The organism is Enterobacter cloacae complex sp. SYL003 (assembly GCF_049236925.1).
Lineage (GTDB): Bacteria > Pseudomonadota > Gammaproteobacteria > Enterobacterales > Enterobacteriaceae > Enterobacter > Enterobacter intestinihominis.
In genome coordinates this window covers 176,039-201,010 of sequence record NZ_JBMKJK010000007.1, presented here as the reverse complement: position 1 = coordinate 201,010, position 24,972 = coordinate 176,039, and the positions used below count along the sequence as shown (strand labels likewise).

Genomic DNA, 24,972 nt, shown 5'->3' with positions numbered 1-24,972 from the left:
GTTATTACCAGTGCCGAACCGGCCCGGTATCAATATGCACAAAGTTGCTACGTGGGTAGTATCCTACACCACCTGCGCGCATAGATAACGCCGCTTTGCGAATATTGGCTAACGAAACGCCTTCAATATGGAAATCCATCGCCTGCCCTTTGGTGTGATAGCTTTTTTTCGCTACCCCACGGCTGTGGGCGCGCAGTTCATTGTTGGTATCCAGAGAGCGATAGCCAGAAATGAGTTGCACCGGCCTTTTGGTCCCCAGCAGTCCCTGCAAGCGGTAAAGCTGATCGAATAATCCAGGGTCGATGGCTTTGATTTTGTTCGCGCGGAAATCACGGAAAAAATGGTTGAGTCGTGCTAATTCATCCTGAATATAGCCTCTGCCATCGAAAAATTCCGCTTTAAGTGTCTCACCAGTATGCAGATTGTTGAGCGTTAAAATACGCGGACGAGGTGTCGAGAGGGTGGCAAATGCTGGCGTCGGAAGGATGGCTGCTGCGCCCAGCGCAACGCCACCTAACGCCAGCAATTTGCGGCGATTAGCGTCAAATTTGTCCATGATAATCAGGTCTACAGGTAAAAGAAATTGTCAATATGCTTAGCGCACGAAGGGCACCATAACTGGCAAAGCCTGCTACGTCAAGGCGCCCAACCCCAGTGAATACGCGGCTTGCAACCAGATCGCCTCATATTCACCATAACTTACGACAATCATTTTTACCGAACTACTTCATTTACCTGATTAATTGTTCCGCTTTTGGCAAGATTTGTGCGCCGGATCGCGCTGTCAGATCATAATTGTAAATATCTGTACGATACTGGGTACGTCCGTCCGCGCCCACAAACGCCGTCAGATAGTAAAGATTGACCGGAATATTGTGGCGGATATTGACGTAACGCGTATCCCCCTGCTTCAGGGCATCTGATATCCGCGTATCGTTCCAGCCTGCATCCTGCAACAGCATATTCGCCAGTTCGGAGGCCTTATTCACGCGAACGCAGCCAGAACTAAGCGCGCGTGCGTCTTTCTGGAACAGATTATGGTTCGGGGTATCATGCAGATAGATTGCGTCCGAACTTGGCATATTGAATTTGTAACGTCCGAGCGAGTTATGCGCACCCGGTGCCTGCTGGAAACGGAACGGCAGGTTCGAAGGCGTAATCGTTGACCAGTCGACCATCCAGGGGTCAATCGCTTCTTTGCTGTTCCAGCCACGCATCACCGTATAGTTATGTCGCTCCAGATAGCCCGGGTCATTCCAGACCTTAGGCAGGATATCTTTGCGCGCCAGCGTCGGCGGCACGTTCCACGGCGGGTTAACCACCACGTTATTCAGCGCGCTGCTCATCATCGGCGTTTTGCGGTCAGGTCGACCCACAATCACGCGGGACGCCAGCACTTCGCTACCGTCCTGATAGTAGACCAGAGAGTACGCCGGAATGTTGACCATAATGCCGGTGGATAACGTGCCCGGCAGCAAGCGCAAGCGCTGGATATTCAACGCCAGCACCCCTGCCCGCTGGGCCGGAGAGACGTTCAGCCAGTCGCGAGTCGATGGACCAATCACGCCGTCGGCGCCCAGCCCCTGCGCGGCCTGGAACTGCTTCACTGCCGCGACCAGCTCGCGATCGTAAGCGGCGGGCTTATTGCTCAGCGCAACGGCAGTTTTCTCTTTTACCGGCGCCGACGGGCTGACGACTGCGTTTTGCGTCTCGTCGCCGGGCAGCGCAATTTTAGGGCCGCTGTCAAGCATGCCGGACCGTTTCATAATTTCGCGAATCGCAGGCACATCGCTGCTCCATTGTCCCGGACGCAGCGTTGCTGTTCCACGCAACTGAGGCCACGGGCGGGAATCCGCGACCAGCTCAAGAAGCGACTGATGCATCGTGGCATACTGCGGGTGGGCGGGCGCAAGGCTTGCGATAAAGCGCGGCAGTTCACCGTTGTCCAGCGACAGCTGCCACTGATTAATGACGGACAGCGCGGGCGTCGCCAGCTTGTACGGTTTACTGCTGTATAACCAGCGGTTGCCGTTCACCGAAATCCCCGCCACAAACTGCAAGTAGCCCATCATGGCATCAGACAGCACCACGTCACGCGCCTGTCCGGTTACGGCAGGGTCGGTCAGGAGTTCAACCCAGGTCGTGAACTGTGGCTGAAAACCTGCAATCGCCACTTCAGCCAGCTGCTGCTGGAAAGCACGTACCGCCTCGCGATTTTCCCACATCGGTTTCATATCGCGCGCAGCGTAAAGCAGCGTGAGCTGGTTAATATAAGCGGGGGTATAGCCCGAGGGCAGCCCGGTCATAAGCTGCTGGCGTAATGATTCAGTATCGATGCCTTCCGGCAGCGGTTTAATGCCGGCCATGATGGCCGTCGCCGGAGACTGATCCAGCGGTTGTGACAGCGACGTCGGCTGCGCGCCCATCGTCGCGGAGCTGTCAGTCGGTACAATTTCAGGCTCATCGGCCTGAGCGGTAAACAGTGGAGCAAACATCACTGTCAGGCACAAACTCAGCGCAGACAGCTGACGACCACGATCTTTCTTAAGCAACATCCCTTGCCCCCTGTTTTTCACGACATGCCCAGTATTCTGGAGCTTTCCTTCAGTATAGAAAGGCATACACGCTGCTGCCTTGCCTTATGTAAAGAAGTTTAAAGATAACGCAGCCCTGAACACAAGTTAAGTGAATAAAAAAAGCGACGCCTGAGCGCCGCCTTTTATCATACCCCGGGTTAAGAGGCGTCAGCCGTGCCCGGTAAAGACTCCGGAGGCTGCGGCGCAAAGCCACGCAGACCTACGACGTGTACATGTTCACTGTTCTGGAACACTTTACGCACCAGCTTATAGGTTGTCCCTTTTTCCGGACTGATGTTTTCCGGCGCCGCGATGATGAGCTGCATATCGAGTCGCTCGCAAAGCTCAAACAGCGTGGCGATGGAGCGGGCGTCGAGACGCGCGGCTTCATCGAGGAACAGCAGACGGCATGGAGAGATGTCCTTGCCACGCAGACGACGCGCTTCATCTTCCCAGCTCTGCACCACCATCACCAGAATCGACATACCGGTACCGATGGCTTCACCGGTAGAGAGCGCACCGGATTCCGCGCGCAGCCAGCCGTCTGAGCCACGGTTAACCTCAACTTCCATTTCCAGATAGTTGCGGTAGTCCAGCAACTCCTCGCCGATGGTTTGCGGCGTACGCTGGCCCATGTCAATCTGCGGATTCAGACGCTGATACAGCTTCGCCAGCGCTTCGGAGAAGGTCAGGCGGTTACTGTTGAACAGATCCTGATGCTGCTCATGCTGTTCAGACAACACGTCAAGCAGCGTGGAGTGCGCCTCACGCACGTTCACGTTCAGCCGCACGCTGTTGACCTGGCCAAACGACACGCTTTGCAGGCCCTGGTTCAGCTGACGGATACGGTTCTGCTCGCGCTGAATGGTTTTACGAATAATATTCGCCACGCTGCGGGAGCTGATTGCCAGCTTCTGCTCGCGGGAGGTCAGCTCCTCCGTCAGACGGCCCAGCTCGATCTCCATCTGTTCGATCGCTTCAACCGGATCGTCGGTACGGATGATGTCCTGACGAATACGCTCGCGTAAGTGCTGATAAACCGCCACGAAGAACTGAATTTTGCGCTCAGGACGCTTCGGATCTTCGGACATGCGCAGCACGTCGCGCAGGTGTTCATTGTCCGCCACGGCCAGACGCAGCGCACCCAGCGCCTTATCCGACATAGAGCGCAGTTCATCGGCTGACAGGTACGCCAGCTCGCGACGGTGCAGACGACGCTCCACGTTGTTGTCCTTCACCATGCGCATCACCGCGCACCAGCCCGCCTTCGCAGTTACAACCTGTTCACGCATCTCAAAATAGTCGCGCTCCAGCTTGCGCAGACGACGCGTCAGGTTGTCCATCTCCGCTTCACAGAAGGTCAGCGCTTTTTCGAGCTGATTACGACGCGCACGGTTGTTGCTGAGCTGAGCATGCAGCTCATCGCGGCGAATACGCGCCCGCTCTTCTGCGCCGCTGTCGGCGCGCACGCCAATGTCCTGCAACTCTTTATGCAGGTCATTTAACAGCTCTTTCTTGGTGTCAAAGGAGCTTTTCAGCGACGCCATGACCTGGCTGTACTGGCTCAGCTGTGCAGCGTGAGTACGCATCGCTTCACGGGCGCGCGTTCGTTCCGCTTCGGCCTGCTCAAGACGCTGGCGCAGCTTTTCATTCAGATCGCTGTTCCCGCTCAGCATTTCTGCTGAATCGGAGTAGCCGAAGTGTGCGCGACGTTGCACCACTTCCGTGAGGGCAAACGCCTGCTGACGCGCTTCGCGCTGCACCTGCTGTGACCAGGCGTAATCTTCTTTTAACTGCTCAAACTGTTCCGGGTCGCTCTGGAGAACGGAAACCATCGGCTCCAGTTTTGCCAGCTGATTGCCGTGTTGCTGCACAAAGCGCGCCGCTTCCTGCGCTTCGTCCAGACGCTCCTGAATCTCATCCACGCGGTCGGCGAGCGTATCGTCCGCCAGCAGGTTCAGGCGCGGCAGGATGCGGTTAAGGGCCGCAACGCCTTCTTTCGCCTGCTCAAACTGCACGCGGCTTTGCTGGTTGTCATTTTCATGGCTGGCAAGCGCACGCTCCAGCTCACCGCGGCGGGTGTTGAGCTTACGAATTTCGGCTTCCGGATCGGGCTGGAAGGCAACGCCCAGATGGCTGCCGATAAAGCGGCTGAACGCCTGATGCAGACGCTGGGTTTTCTGCACGTCAAACGACAGGGTCGCAAAACGCTCTGAAAGCGTTTCACGCTCGGCGTGCAGGCTTTCAATACGGTTTTCACGCGCGGCGCGGCCAAACAGCGGCAGTTCCGGGAAGCGCGAATAGCGCCACTGGCGATCGGCGATTTTAACCACCACCGCTTTTTCCAGCTCGTCGACGCTGAATACGCTGTCATCAAACGACTGCGGATCCCCTTCGATGAGGTAGAGATCTTCCGGGCAGTCTTCCAGCCCTGCAAGCTGGTCAGAAATCAGCGACAGATCCGGCACTACAATCGCGTTACGGGACGGACCGTACAGCGCGGAGAAGTACGGCGCATCGTCCAGGCCGACGTCGTCGTAAATTTCAGACAGCAGCACGCCGCCGAAACGCTCGGCTAACGCATTCAGGCGCGGATCTTCTGAGCCGCCAGGCTGGCTTAAACGCTCGATTTCTTCATCGACGTCACGCTTGCGCGCGCCCACTTCGTCACGCTCAACAATCGCTTCGCGTTCGCGCTCCAGCAGCTGTTGCATGTATTCGGTGACGTCCTGGCTGGAGGCAAACTCCTGACCACACTGCTCGCTGAGCTGGTTCAGGCTGCTTTGTGCGGCCAGCCAGATCGGCGCACGCTGTAAGAGCGTCTTCGAACGGGACTGAAGCTGTTCCAGCTCCTGACGCAGCGTCATGCGCTGTTCGCTGGCGTTCGATACGGTATCGGACAGGGCCGCAATACGCGCTTCCAGCTCCTGATGCAGAGCCTCAAGCTCGTCGAAATCGTAATTTTTACCCTGACGTTTGCAGAATTCCGCCAGCAGACGCTCAGCTTCCTGCTGTTCACGCAGACGCTGTTCCAGCTCGTTCAGGCGCATGCGCAGCGGCTGCACCTGCTCGGCCAGATGGCGTTGATTGACGCCGTCGCGCAGTAGCTCACGGGCAACGTCCCATGCTTCGTTACGCGCCAGCGGACCGTTGATCGCCACCACCAGCTGGTACGCCTGCTCAAACTGGCTGTGTGCCGTTTGCGCCACGCTCATTTTCTGATCGAGAGAAAGCAGTTTCTCAGTGGCTTCCTGCTCTTTGGCCTGGAAGGTATCCAGCCATTCGTCAGCGCTTTCAGGGGTCAGGTCCGGCAGGTGGCACAGCTCTTTGGCACGCTGCAACGCCTGCAGCGCCTGGTTGTATTGGATCGCGCGGGTCTGCTGCACGTCCAGCGCCTGCTGGTAGTCTGCGAGCTGGCTTTTCAGCTCATCCACTTCCAGCTCGGCGGCTTCCGCGCGGGCTTCGTTCTCTTCCTGCAAATCGGCGGCTTCTGCCACCACTTCATTTTGCTCTTCAAGACGAATTTGCAGCTCATCGAGATCGGCTTCATAGCGCTCGATTTTTTCCTGCTGACGCAGCGCGGTTTGCACCAGGTTCAGATGATCGCTGGCCGCCTGGTAATCGGCTTCCAGATCCCCTTCGGCACCGTTGTGCTCGCCCAGTTCGCGCGCCATTTCGACATGCTTATACTGCTCGGCGACCAGCTGTTTGCGGGAGGTAAACAGCTCGCGGCGGTATTCCAGCGCCTGATCGAGATGAATACGGCGCTCGTTGGCGTGACGCATATAGTCTGCCGCCACGTAGTTGGTGGCTTCGCTGATCAGGTGCTTAAACAGATCGCGGTCAGATTGCGTAACGCGAATCGCTTCCAGCGTCATGCGGTTTTCACGCAGCGCGGCTTCCATATCCTGGAAGGCCTTACGCACGCCGCTGTTTTCCGGCAGCAGGTAGTCGCGCAGGGAGCGGGTAATGGCGCTTGAGATACCGCCGTACAGGGAGGCTTCAATCAGACGGTAGTATTTACTACGATCTGACGCGCTGCGCAGACGACGGGCCACCACGCCGAGATCGAACATCAGAGAGTGGTAGTCGGTAATGGAGTTAAACTGCTTAAACTGCACGCCTTCGATGGCTTCCAGCTTGTCCTTCAGCTCCTGGAGCGTCAGAACGCGCGCCTGACGTTCATTCAGGGTTTCCGTCAGCAGCGCGGTCGGCTGCACGGAGGTTGGCAACCCCTGGATCGCAAACGGTTTGATATCTACTTTACGGTCGCGGCCGGCAACCTGCTGCAGGCGCACGCCTACAACCACGCGCTGATGACGGGAGTTGATCACGTCCAGCACCGAATAACAGACGCCCGCTTTCAGCTTACCGTGCAGCCCTTTATCTCGGGAGCCGCTCGTTGCACCCGCTTCAGTGGTGTTACGGAAGTGCAGCAGGGTCAGGTCAGGGATCAGCGCCGTCACGAAGGCCGCCATGGTGGTGGATTTACCTGCCCCGTTACCGCCGGAGAGCGTTGTCACCAGCTCATCCAGATCGAAGGTTCGGGCAAAGAAGCCGTTCCAGTTAATCAGCGTTAGTGAGCGAAATTTACCGCGTTCAATCATTACTCTTCCTCCCCGCTATCCGGCTGATTCTCTTCGTGCTCGTCATTGAGCTGCAAATGGTTTTCCACCGGCATCGCTTCACCGTCACGGATCATGCGCAGCTGTGCTTCACGCGCATCGTCACCCGCACGCACGTCGGCACCAAAGCGGAAGACCGATTCGGTAATGCGGAACTTGCTGCTGTCGTGACCCATGAACCAGACCATTCCCAGACGGCGCAGACGGTTCAGGGAAGAGCGAACTTTTTCCTGTAATTTCTGACGGTCCAGATCGGACCCCGTCGAGCGGTTATTTACCAGCTTGAGCAGCTTGCTTTCATCCGCCAGCGACAGCAGCTCATCGTAAAGCTCCTGCTGGGTGAAGATCCCTTCATTCGCCAGACGTTCCGGGCTGAGGTAGAGGTAGCAGAGAATTTTGCCGACCATCATATCCAGTTCGGAAAGCACCGAGCGCGGAATAAGCGTAGTAGAGCGCGGACGCAGGTAGAAAAACCCTTCCGGCGCGCGGATCAGCTCAACGTTATAGCGAGCGTAAAACTCTTCCAGATACTCCTGAAAGTCCATCAAAAAGGCGTGATTATCCAGCTCGTCAAGGCCAATGTGACGACCGGCACGCAGCTGGCTGTCCAGCGCCGGAAACAACGGATTCGCCAGCGCCTGTGCCAGCTTAACTGGCATCACTTGTTCAATATTTGTCAATGACATGCGCCTGTACCTTGGCTCCGTAATCGTTAATCGGCTGCCACTTCGGCGGCAGTCCGGTGAAATCGGCTTGTGCGATGCCCAGGCGCACCGCCTGGTCTACAACAATGCGGGCAACATCGAAGTGGCGCGCGCGCGGATACTGCGCCAGATAGTCGCGTACCACGAGGCCAAGATCCAGCGGTGCTTGTCTGGCTTTATAGACAGCGAGCTGTTCTTCGATCATCGCCGCAAGCTGCTCGCGAATTTCGTTAAATTCTTCGTATTCCAGATCCGGCGGCAGTTCACCGGTGACCTCTTCATCACGCAGCGCCATCTCTTCGTCGCGCATATCCAGAAGACGATCGGCGTTGGCGTAGGTCAGCGCCCACGGCGCATCAAAGTAGGTCTGTACCGACTGGCGCAGACGCTGAGCAAAGACGCGGTTCTTATCCATATCGATGGCGGTACGGATAAATTTATGCACGTGGCGGTCGTAACCGATCCACAGGTCGATCGACTGCTGGCCCCAGCTGATAATGCGGTCAAGCTTACTCTGCAAATCAAACACCAGACGGTCGATAAAATGCAGATCGTCGTGCGCCATCGTCGCGTCCTGGATGCGCAGCAGGTTGGCCTGTAGCTTATCCCCAGCCGCCTCCAGCGTATCCTGCAACTCACGTAGCGTACCGGACGTTTCTGACAGTAAAAGTTCACAGCTGGAGATGGCCGCACGCCAGTCTTTATTCAGCAGTTGAGCGATATCGTCTTTGACCTGCTGCTGCTGTTCGTCCATCAGACGTTGAGTCAGATCGATACTGTCGAAAATCTCGGCGACCGAGTATTTTAGCGGCGCGTAAACGTTGCGATGCCAGTGGAATTCGTCACCGTTTTCATCAGCCGCGTCGGCGGCACGCTTCAGCTCGCCTGCAACAATGGAGAGCTGCATGGAGAGACGCAGCGTGGAAAATTCGCGCTGGCGGATGTAATAGTCGGTAATGCCAATGCCCAGTGGCGTAAGACGATAGATGGCGTTTCCTTCCGCCTGCTCGCTGGTAAAGCGGTTCAGCAGACGTTGACGCACCATATCATTGATTGCGTTGTTGGCACGCACGCTAATGGTTTCGCTGGTTTGCTCAAACGCATCACTGACGTGGCGGAACGCATCCACCAGTTCGCCTTCACTCATTTCGCCATCCAGGCGTTCGCCGTTTAGCGTCGCAACCGCCAGCAGGAATGAGAGTCTGTCTACCGGCAGCGAGATGGAGAAATCGTTTTTCCTGGCCCAGGCAACCAGTTCGGGGACTGTCTGGGAAAATTCACTCATAGATTATCCTTGCATCTGCGGCTTGCGCGCGGTGACGTGGATATAGCGGCCAAGGCTCAGATAAGGCTCCTGGCGGCAGTACCGCGTCTCTATTTCTGTTAAGGCGTCTAAACAGTCATCCTGTTTTTGTTTATCACGCAGATAATCATGAAACACCCTCACGCCGGTTTTGCCGGTAATTTCCCAACCGATCTCCTCCAGCCAGCCATAGACCTGCTGCGGTTCACGGGGGAAATCCGGTGAAAGCGTGCGTCGTTTCTTTTTATACATGCCCTGCTGTACATAGCCAAAATTGCCGACCAGCACGTTTCGCATCAGCAGGCCGTTGGCATTGTAAAACATCAGCGATAACGCACCGCCCGGGCGCAACATCGACCACAGCGTTTTTAACATCGCTTGTGGTTCGGCGACCCATTCGAGCACAGCATGAAACAATATCAGATCAACCTGCGTTTCCAAATGCTGCGGAATGTCCTGAGCGGCGCAATGTATAAAATGCATGTTGTCGCTCACACCTTTCTCTTCTGCCGCTCGCCCGGCGCGCGCAACCATCTCGGCAGAAAGATCGCAAAGCGTGACGTGATGTCCCCGCTGCGCCATCAGAATTGCAGTCTGCCCTTCCCCACCGCCGGCATCCAGTACGCGCAACGGTCGGTCACCAAATTCAGCCAGCAGCTTATCCAGATCCTGCCAGAGGATCGTCTGACGAAGCTGACCTTTGGTGGTGCCATAAATGTTGCGCGAAAACTTTTCCGCGATGTCATCAAAATTGCGATCCCGCATTGGGAGGGTTCCACTCACTGCAAAACCGCTATTTTGTCACACCCGCGCGGAGAATGAACCACTCTGGTGTAATATCACGGGCAATCGCCTGCTGTATGGTTAAAAAAGGAACCAAAAAGGATGCTTTTTACCCTAAAAAAATATATCGGAGGCATGATGCTTCCCCTTCCCCTGCTGTTGCTTCTCATCGCGCTGGGGCTGGCATTGATATGGTTTAGCCGCTTTCAGAAAAGCGGTAAATCCCTCGTCACCGTGGGCTGGCTGGCGCTGCTATTACTCAGCCTGCAACCGGTCGCTGACGGTTTGTTACGCCCGATTGAAAACACCTACCCTACATGGCAGGGAAAACAGAAGGTGGGCTATATCGTGGTGCTGGGCGGCGGGTATACCTGGGATCCGAACTGGGCGCCCAGCTCGAACCTGATCAACAACAGTCTGCCGCGTCTGAACGAGGGGATCCGCCTGTGGCTGGCCAATCCGGGATCGAAGATGATCTTCACGGGCGCTGCGGCAAAAACCAACCCGGTAAGTACCGCTGAAGCAGGGGCAAGAGTGGCTGAATCGCTTGGCGTACCACGTTCCGCCATCATCACGCTGGATAGCCCAAAAGATACCGAAGAAGAAGCTGCTGCGGTGAAACAAGCCATCGGTGATGTGCCGTTCCTGCTGGTGACCTCTGCTTCTCACCTGCCGCGCGCAATGATTTTCTTTGAGAATCAGGGCCTGCATCCGCTTCCTGCTCCGGCAAACCAGCTGGCCATTGACGCCCCGCTCAACCCGTGGGAACGGATAATCCCGTCCCCGGTATGGCTGATGCACAGCGACCGCGTCGGTTACGAGACGCTTGGCCGCCTGTGGCAGTGGCTTAAGGGTTCGTCAGGCAAGCCAGGGCAGGAGTGATTTTGCGGCCAGATCGAAACTGGCCCGATTAAAGCGCCCGGTGTTGACCAGTTGCGCCACCTCATCCCAGAGAAGATAGAGCCAGCGTCGCCAGAGAAAGGCCTCCGCAACGGGGGCGCGCTGAAGATAGTGCCAGAGCAAATCTTCCGCCGCCCCGCCCTCGCTCAGCCTGAACAGTTCGTACTCGCGCGGCGCCCAGAGCATGATCCCCGGCCCGACCATTGCCAGAAGCTGATCGCTGCGCGAGTCTTTAAGCATACTGCGCAGCGTGAAGTTGCCGTGAACCAGCACGCAGTTGTCGTTAAAGCCCTCAAACAGCGTCGGCAGACACTCCCGGGTGCGGAACAGAATACGTTTGTCCTGCATCGTTAAACCGGTGTTGTTGAACTGGTTCAGCGTGCCCCACAGCACTTCAACACGCTGGCGATACCACAGCGGCCACAGGTTTTCCTGGGTGCTGTCTACCGCGCCAACAAGACCCCGGCTGTCCTGCCGATGCCAGGCAAGCAGAGCCTCGACAATCTGATCTTTCAGCTGTTCCCAGCGCTCCGGTGTACGCGTCGGGGCTTCAACAGAAACCCCGCGTAAACGTTCAATAAGCAGAACATCCGGGCCGGGATGCTCCTCATGGGTCATCACGCCGTAGACCGTCGGCATACGGACAGTCCCTTCCCGCGCCAGCATCGACATTTTCCAGGCCAGCTGTCTGGCGACGCCCGGCGAGGTAAAACTTCTGGCCATCAGCGGCATGGGGTTTCCCTGACTGTCGTACAACGACCAGAGTGCGGTATCGGCCTTTTCATTCACGCATTCCACCCGGCTTAGCTTTTCGCCAAGGAGATGGCTGAGTTCAGCACGCAGCTGTTCCATATGAGATTACCCCCATTAAGACTACTGCTTTTATAATGAGCGCGCGAACCCCGGATGTCACCCGGTCGAGATCAATAATGAAAAAGAAAAGGAAGAGAACATCCCCCCAGAACGAGGGGATGGCAGCGAATTAACGCAATTCGACGCGTACGCGATCGAGATCTTCAGGCGTATCCACGCCGGTGCCAGGGACTTCCTGGGCAACCGCAACGTGAATTTTCTCGCCGTACCACAGCACGCGAAGCTGTTCGAGCATTTCGATATGCTCAAGCGGGCTTGGTGCCCAGGCGACATAGCGACGAATAAAGCCGGCGCGGTAGCCGTAAATACCGATGTGGCGCAGGAAGGTTTCGCCGATCGTCTCTTTCGATTGCGCGAAACGATCGCGATCCCACGGAATGGTGGCGCGGGAGAAATAGAGCGCGTAGCCCTCTGCGTCCATGACCACTTTCACCGCATTCGGATTGAACGCCTCTTCAGCGTGGTGAATCGGCACCGCGAGGGTCGCCATGCCAACCTTACGCTGGGCCAGGTTGTCGGCCACCTGACGGATAATAGCCGCCGGGATCATCGGCTCATCGCCCTGCACGTTCACAATCACCGTCTCGTCACTGAAACCGCATTTTTCGACGACTTCCGCCAGGCGCTCGGTGCCTGACTGGTGGTCGGCACGGGTCATGCACACTTCCCCACCCGCGGCCTCAACCGCTCGCGCGACATCCGGGTGATCGGTGGCGACGATGACGCGTCCGGCGCCCGATTCGCGTGCCCGTTCAAGGACATGCACAATCATCGGTTTACCGTTGATATCCACCAGCGGTTTACCTGGCAGGCGCGTTGAAGCATAACGCGCAGGGATAATGACAACAAAACTCATGGTTTGATCTCTTCTGCCACCAGAGAACGGGCTTCATTTTCCAGCAGGACCGGAATACCGTCACGCAGCGGGAACGCCAGGCTGTCCAGTTTGCAAATCAGCTCTTGTTTATCCTGGCTGTAATACAGTTTGCCGTTGCACACCGGGCAGGCAATAATTTCAAGTAAACGGTGATCCATAGTTCCTCCGTATGGGTAATTGCTAAAGCTTACCACATTCTTTTTTCAGGGAGTGCCTGTTTCCCAGCCACCTCGACAGGTCGTAAACAGCCCCGCAGGCACGCGACCGAGTACAATTTCATACGCCCCCTGCCAGCGCGCAAATTCACTGAGCGCAGACGTTAGCCCTTTTTCCAGGCCAGCCGTGACTTTTATGCCCTCTTCCAGCCAGAGCGCGATAATTTCAAGCGTGCCGGTTTTACGGTGCATTTTAGCGTCCATGCGCCCGACAAGCTGCCCTTTATGAAGCAACGGCAAAACAAAATAACCGTACTGACGTTTTTGCGCCGGGGTGTAGCATTCCAGACGGTAGCTGAAATCAAACAGCTGTTCGGCCCGCTTTCTATCCCAGACAACGGGGTCGAACGGCGAGAGTACGGCACTGTGGGTCGCCTGGAGTTTGCCCTCTTGCGCCTGCGCCAGCAGAGGGAACAAATCCGCATGCAGCCACATTTCACCTAACGACTCAACCGAGACCGGCATCACGCGCTGTTCACGCTGCCACGTTTCCAGCAGCGGTTTTAGCTGCGGCTGACGCAGGCGATAATAATCCGCCAGCCACTGTGGGCGGAATATGCCCAGGCTGCGGGCGCTGTTCCCGAGCATGATGGCTTCGGCTGCGTCCTGAGACAGCAGGTCACGCGTATCGTCCCAGTGAGGCATAACGCGGTGCGTGAGGTCATAGACGCGCTGAAAGTTGCGGCGCTCGACCACCATCACTTTGCCCGACGTAAACAGCCCTTCAAGATGGCGTTTGTGCGGTTTCCACTCCCACCATCCGCTTGCGCCTTTTCGCGGGTGTTCAAAATCCGCAGAGCGTACCGGACCGTTTTCCTGAATATGGGCAATCAGTTGTTCTATTTCATCCGCGTGTTCCGCCATCCACTCCTTGCGGTATTTCCAGCCCATTTTGTCCGGGGCGAGCATTCGGTGACGCACCAGTGCAAAATCGCTGCGCGGGAGAAAACAGGCTTCATGCGCCCAGTATTCCATCAGTTCGCCCTGACTTAGCGCATTATCCAGCCACTGCGGAGGATAGTTTCCCAGGCGGCTAAACAGGACCAGATACGGGCTACGCGCCACGATGTTAATGGTGTCGATTTGCAGCAACGACATGCGTTGCACGGTAGAGAGGATATCCGCTGGCTGCGCGCGGCGGCGGGGCTTTTTCAGAAGCCCCTGGGCGGCAAGATGCAGGTTGCGTGCGGCTGCAAGTGAGAGTTGCGGTAGAGACATGCGTTTTCCTGTCAGTCAAAGCGCCACCGGAACCGCGTAGAAGTTACTGCACTAACGCGAGCAGTTCCTTGAGCAAATGTTCCGGCTGTTCGCCGCTGAGTTCAGCATCAACCGGCAGATACCACCAGTTTTCTTTCGCAAAGGCCCGGCATTTTACCGCGTCTTTTTCCGTCATGATCAGCGTCTGGCCCGTTGCGGCCAGCCTCTCAATCTCTTCGGCAACCAGCGCCTGGTGATCGGCCAGCGGTACCCGTTTCTCCAGCCGCGCGCCGCACTGCTCCAGCGTCGCGAAGAAACGCGGCGGATGACCAATCCCGGCCATCGCAATCAGATGATCCAGTAACGCGACGTCTTTACGCTCGCCGGTCAGCATATTCACTGCCTTTCCGGGACGAAGATGCATCGGGATCTCACCCGCTCTGGCTTCACCACCGTTTACAATCACGGCATCGACGCTCTTCAGGCGCGACGCACGCTCACGCATTGGACCGGCTGGCAGCCACCAGCCGTTGCCAAAACGCCGCACGCCGTCAATAACCACGATCTCTTTGTCACGCGCCAGCGCGTAATGCTGCAAACCATCATCGGTAATTATGATTTGTACGTCATGCTCTGCAAGCAGTGCCTTTACGGCATCACTGCGCACCGGCGATACCGCAACCGGCGCGCCAGTACGTTGGTAAATCAGTACCGGCTCATCACCGGCTTCAGCGGTTGTCGTAGCTGGGCTCAGCACCAGTGGATACTGCGCCGCTTTACCACCGTAACCGCGTGAGACAACTCCCGGGCGGATACCGCGCTTCTGAAGCTGTTCTACCAGCCAGATCACCACCGGCGTTTTGCCGTTTCCACCCGCCGTCAGGTTGCCGACCACCACGACCGGTACCGGTGCGCGCCAGGCGCGCTTGATCCCGAGGCGATAAAGCAGACGAATAGCACCGCTCACCAGGCCATACAGCCAGGAGAGCGGGAGAAGCAGCACCCACAGAGGGGATTCACCCGACCAGATGCGTGCAATCATTGACCGAACTGCATTTTATGAAGCTGCGCGTATACACCACGTTGTTCCAGCAGGTCCGCATGGCTGCCGCGTTCAACGATAACGCCGTCTTCCACCACCACGATTTCGTCAGCCTGTTCGATGGTCGACAGACGGTGCGCGATAACCAGCGAGGTACGGTTTTTCTGTAATTCATCCAGAGCCGACTGGATAGCGCGTTCAGATTCCGTATCCAGTGCGGACGTTGCTTCATCGAGGATCAGAATCGGGCTGTTGCGCAGCAGCGCTCGGGCAATCGCGATACGTTGACGCTGACCACCGGAGAGCAGCACCCCGTTTTCGCCAATGATCGTATCCAGACCGTTATCCATTTTGTTAATGAAGTCCATCGCATAGGCCATACGCGCCGCATTCTCGATCTCTTCACGGCTGTACTCTTCGGTACGGGCATACGCAATGTTGTTCGCCACCGTATCGTTGAACAGATGCACGTTCTGCGAAACCAGAGCGACCTGGTTACGCAACGACTGTAGGGTATATTCCCGCAGGTCGTGACCATCAAGCAGGATTTCGCCCTGGTCGATATCGTAGAAACGGGTAATCAGGCTGGCAATAGTCGACTTGCCCGAACCGGAACGACCGACCAGTGCAACGGTCTTACCCGCCGGGATGGACAGGCTGATATCACGCAGCGCCGGCACTTCACGGCCTGGATAGGTAAAGGTCACGTTGCGGAATTCCAGGTCACCTTTAGCGCGCTCTATCACGCGTGTACCTTCATCTTTTTCTTGTTCGGAATCGAGGATGCTGAACAGCGTCTGACAGGCTGCCATCCCGCGCTGGAACTGGGCGTTGACGTTAGTCAGCGATTTCAGCGGACGCATCAGCGCAATCATGGATGAGAACACCACGGTAATGGTACCCGCAGTCAGGGTTTCCATGACGCTCGGGAAGCTTGCTGCATACAGGACGAAGGCCAGGGCCAAAGAGGCAATCAGCTGAATGATCGGATCGGAAATCGACGAGGCCGATACCATTTTCATCCCTTGCAGGCGCATTTTGTTGCTGACCTTGTCAAAGCGTTTGGTTTCGACTTCCTGACCGCCGAAGATCAACACTTCCTTATGGCCTTTCAGCATCTGCTCGGCGCTGGTAGTCACCTGCCCCATCGTATTCTGCATATTTTTACTGATGTTGCGAAAACGCTTTGATACCACGCGGATCGCGATGGAGACAATCGGCGCCAGCACAATAAGGATCAGCGACAGTTGCCAGCTGTAATAGAACATCATCGCAAAAAGACCGATGATGGATGCGCCTTCACGCACAACGGTAATCAGTGCGCTGGAAGAGGACGACGCCACCTGCTCTGAATCGTAGGTAATACGCGACAGCAGGGTACCGGTTGACTGTTTGTCAAAGAATGAGACTGGCATCCCCATCATATGGCTGAATAACCGACGGCGCATGGTCATCACCACTTTACCGGATACCCAGGAGATGCAGTAGCTGGATACATAGCTGGAGATTCCGCGTAAGATCATCAGCCCAATAACCACCAGCGGCATCCATAGCAGCACTGAACGATCCGTTTTACCAAAACCGTCATCCAGTAACGGTTTGAGAAGCGATAACATAAACGTATCGCTGGCTGCGTTGAGGATTAACGCTACGCCCGCCACGATCAAGCCTGCTTTGAAAGGTGCAATCATCGGCCAGAGCCGGCGGAACGTTTGCCACGTGGAGAGATCTTTGTCGTTATGCATTCAAAAAACCAGCATTTGTTGAAATAGCCGCATATTCTACCCGTTATCTACGGGCGCGCCAAACCACTGATGATACCAACGCGGTAAATAGTGTTCACGTAAGCGGCGAATTTGCCGACTTTGGTGCGAAAACGTCACAGTTATCTGTCCGGACTGCGGGGTATCAAGCCAGAGATATCCCTCAGTTCGATAGCGCCTGACTACTTTGATGGAAGGGAAACGCCACGCGTTATAGCGGGCCATCGAGGCCAGCGAAACCTGCCCCTCCACGCGCTGTAGCAGCGGTGTTGAAGATGACGTGTTACTCCCATGATGCGGCACCTGAATCAGTGTAGCCGCAAGTTGACGCCAGCGGTGGCTCAACATTGCCAGTTCTGCCTGCGCTTCAATATCTCCGGTCAGTAAAACGCTCTGTTCGCCGTCATCGATTTTTACCACGCAGGAGCGGTTGTTACCTTTCGCCGGGGTGTTTTCGGGTGGCCAATGCACGGAGAACGTTAACCCATGCCACTGCCATCGCTGTCCACGAAAGCATGGAAGATGTCCGGCCCAGGCTAAGGGGCTTCTGATCCACATTGCAGGCCAGGCAGCTTTTAGCGATGCCAGTCCCCCCGCGTGGTCGAGATGTTCATGGCTCAGGATCACCCCTTCCGGCCTCAGATGATGCCAGCGTAGCCAGGGGATAATCAGCTGCTGCGCGCTGTCCCCACCGGGCCATGCCAGCCCGGTGTCATACAGAATGGCCTTCCCGTGACGCTCAATGACCATCGCCAGCCCTTGCCCTACATCCAGCATATGCAGGGACCAGCTGTCAGTTTTAATCCTGTGCCAGAGGGGAAATGCCATCACCACGCTGCCTGCCAGACAGACTGCGGGTACTGCGCTGAAGGCCCTGAATCGCCAGCCAATGATCAGCAGCCATGGCAGTAACGTCAGGTATTGCCAGCGTTCATCCACGTCCTGCCAGCCATTCGGTAAACGCATCAATAGCCAGAAAAGTCCTGCCAGAGACTTATCGGCAGCCAGCCAGACGATACTTTCCAGCGTCGCCACCGGAAACAGATGCAGAAACATGCCGAGCAGGATCAGTGGAACTGAGATAAACGTTACCAGAGGAACAGCAAACAGATTCGCCACCAGCGAGGAGAGACTGAAACCATGGAAAATCAGTACCTGAAGCGGCAACAGAAGCAGCAGCATTCCAACCTGCAAATACAACAGCGTAACCAGCGGCCGCAGGCACCGGCCACGTTGCCAGTGCGGGAGAGGCAACCACTGATACCAAAAAATAAGCGCGGCGACCGCAAACGCGGATAACGCCAGGCTTTGTGACAGTACCGCCAGCGGATCGAAAAACAGGATCGCCGCCACGCAGGTAAGCCATACCTGCCAGGGCGACCACTGGCGACCACTCATTTTTAATGCAGCCAGTACCACAAGCGCCATAACCGTACGCAGCGCGGGCGGCTGCAATCCCGTTAGCCATGCGTAAAACGCGGCAAAAAGCAGACCTGCCAGTAAGGGCACTTGCCAGATAATCCAGCGGCCCGGCAGGAAAAACTGGATGCCCCGAGCCAGTAGCCAGACAGCAGAAGCGGCCAGCGCAATATGCAATCCCGAGATTGCCATCAGATGCATCGTTCCGGTCTCACGCATCAGGTTTTTTATCTCCCGCGAGACCGACAACCGCTCCCCCATCCCCAGCCCCAGGATCACGGGCCCCCACTGATATGCTGAAAGCGTATTCTGTAGTGATGTCAGGTATTGCGAACGCAGGCTACAGCGTGCGTCGACAATCTCCGCATGGGTAAACCGTCCGCTCAGCGTCTGGTGTCGGGCAAAGGCGTTTTTCTGCGAATCATAGCCGCCATCGTTGAGTTCTCCGTGTACCGCCCTGAGCCGCAGGGTCATCGCCCAGCGTTGACCCACGCAGACATTTTGAGGCAGGTAGTTGCCGTAGAGTGACACGCCCATGGCAGCCCATACACGTTCTCCATTGAGGCTGATAATCCTTCCCTGATGCATCGTTGCGCCGTCCGTTGCGGTAATGACCACCTCGGCCTGCTGCGGTGCTTTCGTTAAATGGTTCATCGGCCACACGCTTTCCTGAGCGGCCAGGATCCCCCAGCACATAAAAAGCAATGCGAGGCCTGAAAACCTGAGCCATTTTCTCTGCTGTACGGATAACGCAATTCCTGCGGCAATCAGCAACCAGACAATATGCAAATCTGGCAAAACGGGTAACCAATAGAGCGGGATTATGGCCAGAATGGCGCACATACTGATAACGTGGATCCCCATCTTCACCTCCATATTTCAGGCGATTATGCGGCGGGAGTGATGCGTCGTCAGACAGAAAAGGCGTGATTTACAGCGGGCGCTGCAACGTTTTTAAGCGTTTACAGCAAGGAGAAAATGAGAATGCGGCGCGTATTCAGAAATGCAGGGGCGGGATACAAAAAAAGCACCCTAAGGTGCTTTCTTTAAACTCAGTTTAACCCTGATGATTAAACTCAGTTACCGTAAATATTGGCGCGATCGCGCAGTTCTTTACCCGGCTTAAAGTGCGGAACATACTTTCCTTCCAGCTCCACTTTATCGCCAGTCTTCGGGTTACGCCCGGTACGTGGTGCACGATAGTGCAGGGAAAAACTACCGAAACCGCGGATTTCAATGCGCTCGCCCTGGGCAAGAGTGGTAGCCATATGCTCCAGCATCTCTTTAACGGCATCTTCCACAGCCTTGGCAGGGATATGCGGTTGCTGACTGGCAAGTCTTTCAATCAATTCTGACTTGGTCATGATTCCTCCGGTTCCTTTCAAACCCATTAGCTGAACAGCTTATTAAACAAGGGCGGCCGTAGCCGCCCTTTGTTATTGATTACAGGACGAATCCTGCAATCTGTCAAGTCTGCTCTCCATCCTTCGCGCTGTAAATGCGTTACAGCTCAAATGATGGTGCGAACCTGAACTTACTCGCCTTTAGCTGCTTTGAAAGCTTCAGCCATTGCGTTGTTAGAGAAGTTTGCATCTTCCTGTTTGTTCACAGTTGCGATTGCATCTTTCTCATCAGCTTCGTCTTTAGCACGAACAGACAGGCTGATTGCACGGTTCTTACGGTCAACACCGGTGAACTTAGCTTCAACGTCGTCACCAACGCTCAGAACCAGAGTTGCATCTTCAACGCGGTCACGTGAAGCTTCGGAAGCGCGCAGGTAACCTTCAACGCCGTCAGCCAGTTCTACGGTTGCGCCTTTAGCGTCAACAGCAGTCACTTTACCGTTTACGATTGCGCCTTTCTTGTTCAGTGCAACCCAGTTGTTGAACGGATCTTCTGCGAGCTGTTTAACGCCCAGGGAGATACGTTCACGCTCTGCGTCAACCTGCAGAACAACTGCTGCGATTTCGTCGCCTTTTTTGTATTCACGAACTGCTTCTTCGCCTGCAACGTTCCAGGAGATGTCAGACAGGTGAACCAGGCCATCGATGCCGCCGTCCAGGCCGATGAAGATACCGAAGTCAGTGATAGACTTGATTTTACCTTCAACACGGTCGCCCTTGTTGTGGGTTTCCGCGAACTGCTGCCATGGGTTGTTTTTGCACTGCTTCAGGCCCAGGGAGATACGACGACGTTCTTCGTCGATATCCAGAACCATCACTTCCACTACATCACCAACGTTAACAACTTTGGATGGGTGGATGTTTTTGTTGGTCCAGTCCATTTCGGAAACGTGCACCAGGCCTTCAACGCCTTCTTCGATTTCAACGAAGCAGCCGTAGTCGGTCAGGTTGGTAACGCGACCAGTCAGTTTAGTACCTTCTGGGTAACGCTTAGCGATAGCTACCCATGGATCTTCGCCCAGCTGTTTCAGGCCGAGGGATACACGAGTACGCTCGCGGTCGAACTTCAGCACTTTAACAGTGATTTCGTCGCCCACGTTCACGATTTCGCTTGGGTGCTTAACGCGTTTCCACGCCATGTCGGTGATGTGCAGCAGGCCATCAACGCCGCCCAGGTCAACGAATGCGCCGTAGTCAGTGAGGTTCTTAACGATACCTTTGACTTCCATGCCTTCCTGCAGGTTTTCCAGGAGCTGATCGCGTTCTGCGCTGTTTTCGGATTCGATAACGGCACGACGGGAAACAACAACGTTGTTACGCTTCTGGTCCAGCTTGATTACTTTGAACTCAAGCTCTTTGCCTTCGAGGTGCAGGGTGTCACGGACTGGACGAACGTCTACCAGAGAACCTGGCAGGAACGCACGAATACCATTCAGCTCAACAGTGAAGCCACCTTTAACTTTGCCGTTGATAACACCGACCACAGTTTCAGCTTCTTCGTAAGCTTTTTCCAGCGTGATCCATGCTTCGTGACGTTTAGCTTTCTCACGAGACAGCAGGGTTTCGCCGAAGCCGTCTTCTACTGCGTCCAGAGCAACGTCAACTTCGTCACCTACCTGGATTTCCAGCTCGCCCTGGGCGTTTTTGAACTGCTCAGCCGGGATGGCGGACTCAGATTTCAGACCGGCGTCAACCAGTACTACGTCTTTGTCGATAGCAACAACAACACCGCGAACGATGGAACCCGGACGGGTTTCGATTTCTTTTAAGGATTCTTCAAACAGTTGAGCAAAAGATTCAGTCATGTTTAATCTTCAGGTTAATATTAACGTCCACCTGGCTCCGTGCCGGATGGGGTTGTTTCACATACCCGCCGTCAATCCATTGCAGCGGGGGTACTGCTAAATCGGTCGCGATTACGCGAGTGCCAGTTTTTGGCGCGCATATTGTAGCGCTTTTTCAATCACTTGCTCAATAGTTAAACTGGTTGAATCCAGCACTAATGCGTCTTGCGCGGGAACAAGTGGTGCGACGGCGCGGTTACGATCGCGGTCATCGCGCTCTTTTATCTCGGATAAAAGGCGATCAAAGTTAACACTAAACCCCTTTTCCTGCAACTGAAGCATGCGGCGTTGAGCACGTTCTTCCGAAGAGGCGTCAAGGAAAATTTTCACTGGCGCATCAGGGAATACCACGGTTCCCATGTCGCGGCCGTCGGCGATCAGCCCCGGCGCTTCGCGGAAACCGCGCTGGCGACGTAACAGCGCTTCACGAACGCGTGGGAAAGCCGCCACCTGAGAGGCCGCATTGGCCACTTCCTGCGTACGGATTTCACCGCTGACATCTTCCCCTTCCAGGATCACTTCAAGGTTGCCATCAGTAGAGACAAAGCGCACATCCAGATGTGCAGCCAGCGGTACCAGCGCTTCTTCAGACGCAACATCTACATGATGATGCAGCGCAGCCAGCGCCAGCACGCGATAGATTGCTCCCGAATCTAAAAGATGCCATTGCAATGCTTCCGCCATCGCTTTGCACAGAGTACCTTTCCCTGCGCCACTTGGCCCATCAATGGTGATTACCGGGGCAATTGCCGTCATCTTTTTCTCCTTAATTAAGGCATACCGTTTACATGAACGCCGCGCATTATACGCGCCAACGTGCGCAACTGTTACCTTTGCGTGCAAATTACGGAATGATTGAAGCAGAGTGTAGAAGAAATGAAAGAGGATGACTGTCAGAAAGCGTAAGGAAATGCCGCATCAGGAGATGCGGCATACGATCGTCAGGCCAGGGTGCTAATGCGCGCCAGCTGTTCGAAGTAGTCCGGGAAGGTTTTCGCCGTGCACTTCGGGTCAAGGATGGTGACTGGCGTATCTGACAGCGCCACCAGCGAGAAACACATCGCCATGCGGTGATCGTTGTAGGTGCCAATTTCTGCAAATTGCAGTTTTGCCGGCGGCGTGACGCGAATGTAGTCTTCGCCCTCTTCTACCACCGCCCCCACTTTACGCAGCTCGGTTGCCATTGCGAACAGGCGGTCAGTCTCTTTTACGCGCCAGTTATAGATGTTACGCAGCGTGGTGGTGCCTTTCGCAAACAGCGCAGCGGTGGCGATGGTCATTGCCGCGTCAGGAATATGGTTCATGTCCATGTCGATGGCGTTCAGCTCACCGTGCGTACAGGAGATGAAGTCATCGCCCCAGGTCACAACCGCGCCCATTTTTTCCAGCACGTCGGCAAAACGAATGTCGCCCTGCACGCTGTTGCGACCAATACCCGTCACTTTTACCGTACCGCCTTTAATCGCACCCGCGGCCAGGAAGTAGGACGCGGATGAAGCATCGCCTTCAACCAGGTAGTGACCCGGAGACTGATACTGTTGGCCTCCGCGAACCACGAAGCGTTGGTATGACTGGTTTTCCACCTCAACACCAAAGGTTTTCATCAGGTGCAGCGTGATATCAATGTACGGTTTAGAAACCAGATCGCCTTTAATCGCGATCACCGTATCCTGCGGTGCCAGCGGTGCGGTCATCAGCAGTGCCGTCAGGAACTGGCTGGAGACGCTACCGTCAACCTCAACGTTACCGCCAGTGAAACCACCGCGCAGACGCAGTGGCGGGTAATTTTCTTGCTCAAGATAATCAATCTGCGCGCCGCCCTGACGCAGGGCATCGACCAGGTGGCCGATCGGACGCTCTTTCATGCGCGGCTCGCCGGTCAGCACAATATCGTTGCTCCCAAGACACAGCGCAGCGGCCAGAGGACGCATCGCCGTACCGGCGTTACCCAGGAAAAGCTCCAGCGCTTCAGCGGAATGTAATGCGCCGCCGTTACCGGTGACTTCACAACGGGTACGATCGTCTGACAGCGCGTACTGAACGCCCAACGCTTTCAGTGCATTGAGCATATGGCGCACGTCATCGCTGTCCAGCAGGTTGGAAAGGACGGTGGTGCCGTTTGCCAGAGCTGCCAGCAGCAGAGCGCGGTTCGAGACACTTTTTGAACCAGGCAGATTAATGGTGCCATCTACCCGCGCGATAGGTTGTAACGTCAGGGATTCCATGAAACTTAACTCTCAACTCAACATAATAAAAACCCCGCAGGAACGCTGCGGGGGTGAAAAACAGCCAATTAACCGTGACGACGTTCGAAGTCGATCATGAAATCAGTCAGGGCTTTAACGCCTTCCAGCGGCATCGCGTTATAGATAGAGGCACGCATACCGCCTACCACACGGTGACCTTTCAGCGCATGCAGACCCGCCGCGAAGGACTCTTCCAGGAACACGTTATCCAGGTTGTTGTCCGCCAGCTGGAACGGCACGTTCATGCGCGAACGGTTAGTTTTGGCGACATCGTTACGGTAGAAATCGCTCTTGTCGATCACGCCGTACAGCAGTTCAGCTTTTTGCTGATTGATCTTGTCCATCTGCGCCACGCCGCCTTTTTGCTTCAGCCATTTGAAGACCAGGCCGGAGAGATACCAGGCGAACGTTGGTGGAGTGTTGAACATGGAATCGTTGTCGTTCAGGACGGTGTAATCCAGAATTGACGGGCAAGACTTATGGGCTTTCCCCAGCAGGTCTTCACGCACGATAACGATAGTCAGACCCGCAGGACCGATGTTTTTCTGGGCACCCGCGTAGATGACGCCGTAGCGGCTGACGTCCAGCGGCGTGGACAGAATGGTGGAGGAGAAGTCCGCCGTCACAATGACATTTTCGCCAAAGTCTGGCTCTTCGTGAATAGCGATACCGTCGATGGTTTCGTTCGGGCAGTAATGAAGATACGCGGCGTTGTCAGAAAGCTGCCACTCACTCATCGGCTTCACGGCGCGCATACCGTCAACGGTCACTTTGGCATCGATAACGTTCGGCGTGCAATATTTGTGCGCTTCTTTTACCGCACTGGCCGCCCAGTAGCCGGCATCAACGTAATCAGCGGTGGATTTGTCGCCCAGCAGATTGAGCGGAATACCCGCAAACTGACCGCGTCCACCGCCGTGACAGAACAATACTTTGTAGTTCGAGGGAATGTTCAGCAGATCGCGAAAATCCTTTTCTGCCTCTTCCGCCACCTGAATAAACGCTTTACCCCGGTGGCTAACTTCCATCACCGACGTACCCAGACCGTTCCAGTCACACAGCTCCTGTTGAGCCTGTTTGAGCACGTCTGCCGGTAACATTGCCGGACCTGAACTGAAATTAAAGACTTGAGCCATTTCCCCTCACCACGCTAAAAGCCATAAGTTATAACTGTGGATATCGGTTTTATCATTCAGTGACAC

At 55.6% G+C, this 24,972-nt stretch carries 19 protein-coding genes; 1 reads left to right on the top strand and 18 read right to left on the bottom strand.

The features are described 5' to 3' along the window. Positions 1-4 precede the first annotated feature (4 nt). The 6 genes from ACOT1A_RS11475 to cmoM form a co-directional block, all read right to left on the bottom strand. Complete coding sequence (locus tag ACOT1A_RS11475) at positions 5-556, bottom strand: YcbK family protein (RefSeq protein WP_003858202.1); 552 nt, start codon at positions 554-556, stop codon at positions 5-7. A gap of 175 nt (positions 557-731) precedes the next feature. Further along, complete coding sequence (gene ldtD, locus ACOT1A_RS11470; protein ID WP_063137584.1) at positions 732-2,555, bottom strand: L,D-transpeptidase; 1,824 nt, start codon at positions 2,553-2,555, stop codon at positions 732-734. Between the two features lie 179 nt (positions 2,556-2,734). After that, positions 2,735-7,183 carry a chromosome partition protein MukB gene (gene mukB, locus ACOT1A_RS11465; protein ID WP_023299731.1) on the bottom strand — a complete coding sequence of 1,483 codons (4,449 nt, stop codon included), beginning with the start codon at positions 7,181-7,183 and terminating at the stop codon, positions 2,735-2,737. Further along, positions 7,183-7,887, bottom strand: a complete 705-nt coding sequence (gene mukE, locus ACOT1A_RS11460; RefSeq protein WP_003858208.1) for a chromosome partition protein MukE — start codon at positions 7,885-7,887, stop codon at positions 7,183-7,185. The genes mukB and mukE overlap by 1 nt, the downstream gene beginning before the upstream one ends. Then, positions 7,868-9,190: a chromosome partition protein MukF gene (gene mukF / locus ACOT1A_RS11455; RefSeq protein WP_022647635.1), complete on the bottom strand. Its 1,323-nt coding sequence runs from the start codon at positions 9,188-9,190 to the stop codon at positions 7,868-7,870. Before mukF ends, mukE begins: the two co-directional genes overlap by 20 nt. Before the next feature lie 3 nt (positions 9,191-9,193). Next, positions 9,194-9,973, bottom strand: a complete 780-nt coding sequence (gene cmoM / locus ACOT1A_RS11450) for a tRNA uridine 5-oxyacetic acid(34) methyltransferase CmoM (RefSeq protein ID WP_006809373.1) — start codon at positions 9,971-9,973, stop codon at positions 9,194-9,196. 120 nt (positions 9,974-10,093) lie between these two features. Between cmoM and elyC the strand changes: the two genes are divergently transcribed. Next, positions 10,094-10,873 (top strand): envelope biogenesis factor ElyC, encoded by a 780-nt coding sequence (elyC, locus tag ACOT1A_RS11445; protein WP_022647634.1) that lies wholly within the window; start codon positions 10,094-10,096, stop codon positions 10,871-10,873. Here the strand turns inward: elyC and ACOT1A_RS11440 are convergent. The 12 genes from ACOT1A_RS11440 to serC all read right to left on the bottom strand — a co-directional run bounded on the left by ACOT1A_RS11440 (position 10,850) and on the right by serC (position 24,906). Continuing rightward, a complete protein-coding gene (locus tag ACOT1A_RS11440; protein WP_003858216.1) occupies positions 10,850-11,743 on the bottom strand; it encodes a YcbJ family phosphotransferase in 894 nt (297 codons plus the stop codon). The genes elyC and ACOT1A_RS11440 overlap by 24 nt on opposite strands. 130 nt (positions 11,744-11,873) lie before the next feature. Further along, the gene (gene kdsB / locus ACOT1A_RS11435) at positions 11,874-12,620 is read right to left on the bottom strand and encodes a 3-deoxy-manno-octulosonate cytidylyltransferase (protein ID WP_023299728.1); all 747 of its coding nucleotides are present in this window, start codon (positions 12,618-12,620) and stop codon (positions 11,874-11,876) included. Further along, positions 12,617-12,799, bottom strand: a complete 183-nt coding sequence (gene ycaR / locus ACOT1A_RS11430) for a protein YcaR (protein WP_003858220.1) — start codon at positions 12,797-12,799, stop codon at positions 12,617-12,619. The genes kdsB and ycaR overlap by 4 nt, the downstream gene beginning before the upstream one ends. A gap of 45 nt (positions 12,800-12,844) precedes the next feature. After that, a complete protein-coding gene (locus tag ACOT1A_RS11425) occupies positions 12,845-14,074 on the bottom strand; it encodes a winged helix-turn-helix domain-containing protein (RefSeq protein ID WP_276170244.1) in 1,230 nt (409 codons plus the stop codon). Between the two features lie 43 nt (positions 14,075-14,117). Next, a complete protein-coding gene (lpxK, locus tag ACOT1A_RS11420) occupies positions 14,118-15,095 on the bottom strand; it encodes a tetraacyldisaccharide 4'-kinase (protein WP_105322606.1) in 978 nt (325 codons plus the stop codon). Further along, positions 15,092-16,840, bottom strand: a complete 1,749-nt coding sequence (msbA, locus tag ACOT1A_RS11415) for a lipid A ABC transporter ATP-binding protein/permease MsbA (RefSeq protein ID WP_023299725.1) — start codon at positions 16,838-16,840, stop codon at positions 15,092-15,094. The genes lpxK and msbA overlap by 4 nt, the downstream gene beginning before the upstream one ends. Before the next feature lie 36 nt (positions 16,841-16,876). Next, on the bottom strand, positions 16,877-19,141 hold the full coding sequence (locus tag ACOT1A_RS11410) for a ComEC family protein (protein ID WP_105322605.1): 2,265 nt from the start codon (positions 19,139-19,141) through the stop codon (positions 16,877-16,879). 212 nt (positions 19,142-19,353) lie between these two features. Further along, positions 19,354-19,641: an integration host factor subunit beta gene (ihfB, locus tag ACOT1A_RS11405; RefSeq protein ID WP_003858233.1), complete on the bottom strand. Its 288-nt coding sequence runs from the start codon at positions 19,639-19,641 to the stop codon at positions 19,354-19,356. A gap of 170 nt (positions 19,642-19,811) precedes the next feature. Then, positions 19,812-21,485 (bottom strand): 30S ribosomal protein S1, encoded by a 1,674-nt coding sequence (gene rpsA / locus ACOT1A_RS11400; RefSeq protein WP_003858235.1) that lies wholly within the window; start codon positions 21,483-21,485, stop codon positions 19,812-19,814. 111 nt (positions 21,486-21,596) lie between these two features. Further along, positions 21,597-22,280: a (d)CMP kinase gene (gene cmk, locus ACOT1A_RS11395; protein ID WP_015570968.1), complete on the bottom strand. Its 684-nt coding sequence runs from the start codon at positions 22,278-22,280 to the stop codon at positions 21,597-21,599. A gap of 185 nt (positions 22,281-22,465) precedes the next feature. Continuing rightward, entirely contained in the window at positions 22,466-23,749 is a 1,284-nt protein-coding gene (aroA, locus tag ACOT1A_RS11390) for a 3-phosphoshikimate 1-carboxyvinyltransferase (protein ID WP_105322604.1), read from the bottom strand. A 68-nt stretch (positions 23,750-23,817) separates the two neighbouring features. After that, positions 23,818-24,906, bottom strand: coding sequence for a 3-phosphoserine/phosphohydroxythreonine transaminase (gene serC / locus ACOT1A_RS11385; RefSeq protein ID WP_022647627.1), 1,089 nt, complete (start codon positions 24,904-24,906; stop codon positions 23,818-23,820). Between the last annotated feature and the right edge of the window lie 66 nt (positions 24,907-24,972).